The 3,240-nt window shown below is 55.8% G+C and carries 3 protein-coding genes; 1 reads left to right on the top strand and 2 read right to left on the bottom strand.

Annotated features, from left to right (window positions below):
• Positions 1-134: 134 nt before the first annotated feature.
• The gene (locus JKG68_RS31520) at positions 135-593 is read right to left on the bottom strand and encodes a hypothetical protein (protein WP_202066294.1); all 459 of its coding nucleotides are present in this window, start codon (positions 591-593) and stop codon (positions 135-137) included.
• A 1,063-nt stretch (positions 594-1,656) separates the two neighbouring features.
• Positions 1,657-1,866 (bottom strand): hypothetical protein, encoded by a 210-nt coding sequence (locus JKG68_RS31525; RefSeq protein ID WP_202066295.1) that lies wholly within the window; start codon positions 1,864-1,866, stop codon positions 1,657-1,659.
• Positions 1,867-2,951: 1,085 nt separating this feature from the next.
• Here JKG68_RS31525 and JKG68_RS35215 point away from each other — a divergent pair.
• Complete coding sequence (locus tag JKG68_RS35215; protein WP_512699489.1) at positions 2,952-3,092, top strand: hypothetical protein; 141 nt, start codon at positions 2,952-2,954, stop codon at positions 3,090-3,092.
• Positions 3,093-3,240 lie beyond the last annotated feature (148 nt).

Below are 3,240 nucleotides of genomic sequence, written 5' to 3' on the forward strand. Positions count from 1 at the left end.
GAAGAACTTGGCCCATAACGCTTCCCTCGCAGAATGGTGGTCAATCGTACCACCACTCCCCGGGATCAAACACCTAGGTGCTCAGGTGGGCACGGTCCTGCAACAACTTTCCCATAAATTGATCGTATGATCGATCACTTTTGGCGTCGCCTGCTCAGCACCCGGCTGCTCTCTGAGATAATTACCGGCCGTTCTCCTGCAAAGCTAACAACCAACTCATGCGTCCCAGTTCCGCGCGAGCGTCGGTCCAGCGCGGAGTTGGCGGCAACAAAGTCAAAGGTTGACTGCACCGTGCATGTATTCCCGTCGGGCTCGCACCGAATGTTCATCGTGTCAGGGCGATAACGGTAGCTTCGGTTTGGCCAGCGTTGAGCGAAGCGGCGCTTCTCTGCAAGCAGCGATCCAAAGCTAATTCGCTTGCCATGGAATAGCACTCTGGGCCCATAAAACTGTGGCGTCATTTGAAGCGCCTGACGGTTTGAGGCTGACCAGAGATCAAGATAATCAATGGCTAAACTCTGCGCAACTTGCTGACGAGAGCTTGACGGCCTACGCGCGACGTTCGGCTGGGTTGCCGCGCGGGTAATGCTCATTCCCGCTCCTGTGGGTTCAGGGGCAGGTTGGGGACTTTGCTGTCGAGACACAGCCTGAGATGGAACGTCTTGATCCTGCTGCGCTAAACGCCCACCGGGATGCCCCTCCTTTGGAACCTCGGGTTTCAGCCGAAGGGCGCTGAGGGAGGAGATCGGTTCAGCCTCTGGTGCAGGAGCTGCAATCACTGGAACCAACGGGGGCTCTATTGGTAGGGGAGTTGCCGGAATTGGTACGCTCAGCTTAGAGCCCTCGGCTGGGGGCCCAGACAGATCGGCTGGCGGGTCAACCCACGCTCCCCTCGTCTGCCCCAATGCTGCGGAGCCAAGGAGCAGCGCAGGAATGACAGTAGCCTTCCAAGCTTGGTTCCATATAGCTCGCATAACTCTCTCCAATAAGCCCAATATAACCAGTAGGCGCAACTGACGACAAACCTGCATTGGGCTCTTTCGGGTGCAAAGATATAGTTGACCGCATAATTCGGGCCAAAGAAGGCTCTTCCACAAATAACTAGGTTGCTGCGTTCCTGCAGATCGAAACTGAGCTTGATTTGCTTTGCGAGTGCACTCCCGTTATTCGACCAAGCTCGCATCTGGTTGCAGTTAGTCTCCAAGCATAGCTCTGTAGGCTGCTTCATTGCCGAAGTTCAAGTGTGCAACTGACGCGACTGCTGGGATAATGCTGGCGACCAGTCAAGAACCCAGCTCTGATACAAGATGAATTGGAGGCAGATCAATTACTGGTGGTGGTCTCGAGAGAAGGAACCACCCATGGTCCGAAAAAGATTGGTTCAGAACACATCATTGCCAAACCCTATCAGATCGAGGTGCCTGTGCCTCAAGACCTGAATCTCGCGTGCGCCTGCAAGGACGCTGCTGTCTTCAAGTCGGTCGTTAGGATGAGTGTCGGAAGCATGACATATTGGAAAGCTTGAATCATCATTGAAGTCGATACAGATCAATCCAGCAAGGTTGGCAGCACGCCGTTCCAGACCAGCAATCAGTGCATCCACCATTACGACGATTTGAGAGCAGCTACCCAGACTTGCAAGCGAACAACAGGCTCCTAACTCACTTGGTCCAAAGTCTCGGTCAAGTCTGCCAAGTAGCAGTGTGTGAAGCCGACGCAGGTGCCGAGCTCCGTAATCGTATCGCCAAGACGCTGACAGCTTAGCAGTTCGTCCGGATACGCGGTGAGGAGCTCAACCAAGGCATTCATAATCACCTCCTGGTTCTGCAGCGCAACTCGCAGCATCTCTTCCTGTTCTTCCGTCATATCTGACCTCTAGCATCAGTCGCGTGGCAAATTCGCCCGTTAGCTAAGCTACACAACGGTCCTAAACGGCTAATCCAAGTTGTTTCGCATTACGGATTCAGATCCGGCTCCGTTAGCCTTGGCCGCGTATGATCAGTGCTGAGCATATTTGTATCGGCAATTTACGAGCCAACCTGATATACTTAGCGAGAAATGAACACCGGCTGATGTGCGCGTTTGCTGTTGTTCATCTACTCAAGGCGATGCTGACCACTGCCATTTGCCGGAAATGGACTTTGATAATCCTCGGCACCTTACAGGTCGTTTTGCCATAAGGAAGCCATGCTCTATGTAGAGTCTATGTTAGATCTAACGATCTCGTAGGAGAACGGCATGGTACCGGTATTCCTCCGCGCAGCGAGAACCGCAGTCATTTCCTGGATGCTTCTCTGGGGACCTACGGCGGTTGCGCAAGTGAACCCAACATGGATTGACCCACCCACACATCCGGGCGACATCGCCGCTCCTGAAGCTGCGCCACCCGGGTCTGCTCGGCTGGCCACTCAAGATATGTGGGAGAGCGATCGCAACGCCCTGCGAGCGCAAGCTGCTCAAGCTCTAGCTGTCAACTATCTTGACCTCTGGTCCGCACCGAACCGGCTGACGCTCGCCGCAGCCTCATCATTTTATGGCTCCACCGTTACGTTTCATGGTCGCGAGCGAACTATTGGCTCTGTGCTTGCTGAGAAGCGCCGGTTTGCGGAGCGCTGGCCCGAACGGACCTACCAGTATCGACCGGAGACAACGATAGTGGCATGCGAGAGGGACGGAACGCGTTGCACGGTGTGGGCCGTCTTCGACTTTTCAGCGGCAAGTTCTGGCCGAGGCCAACGGTCCCTTGGGATCGGAGAACACGAGCTTGTTGTGAGCTTGTCCAGCGGCAAGCCAGTAATTGTGTCCGAGACCAGTCGGGTCCTCCATCACGGCTCAGTCAAGAGCCGCTGACAGTCAGTGCCTAGCTCGACTGTGCCGACCGCTCGGTGCTCTCAACCGCACCCAGCGAGATCCTGGCCTATCTGTTCCCCACGCGAGCGGACTTCATCCGCATGCTTGGCAAGGAGGCGGGTGACTCGCGCGTTTGGGCAGGTCTCCATTATGACATAGACAACTATGCCGGCGTCGAACTGGGCAGAGCGGTTGCAGGGAAGTTCATTGCCCGATCGAAGCACGACGGAGCCGATTACTGAGACTTGGCAGGATCCGCTCGATCGTGCCCGGCAGCGGCTTGGCCCGCATGTGGAACTCAGAGCGGTCAAAGCGTAAGCGCTGTTCTCAGGCCACGGCCTTGAGGTCTGGCGCAGTGGCGTAGGCCCACGGCAGCAGATCATCGAGGCG

This window comes from Microvirga aerilata (assembly GCF_016743775.1).
GTDB lineage: Bacteria > Pseudomonadota > Alphaproteobacteria > Rhizobiales > Beijerinckiaceae > Microvirga > Microvirga aerilata.

Excerpts from the sequence above, each read along its gene's own strand:
- JKG68_RS31520 (WP_202066294.1), bottom strand. The coding sequence starts at position 593 with ATGAGCATTACCCGCGCGGCAACCCAGCCGAACGTCGCGCGTAGGCCG.
- JKG68_RS31525 (WP_202066295.1), bottom strand. The coding sequence starts at position 1,866 with ATGACGGAAGAACAGGAAGAGATGCTGCGAGTTGCGCTGCAGAACCAG.
- JKG68_RS35215 (WP_512699489.1), top strand. The coding sequence starts at position 2,952 with ATGCTTGGCAAGGAGGCGGGTGACTCGCGCGTTTGGGCAGGTCTCCAT.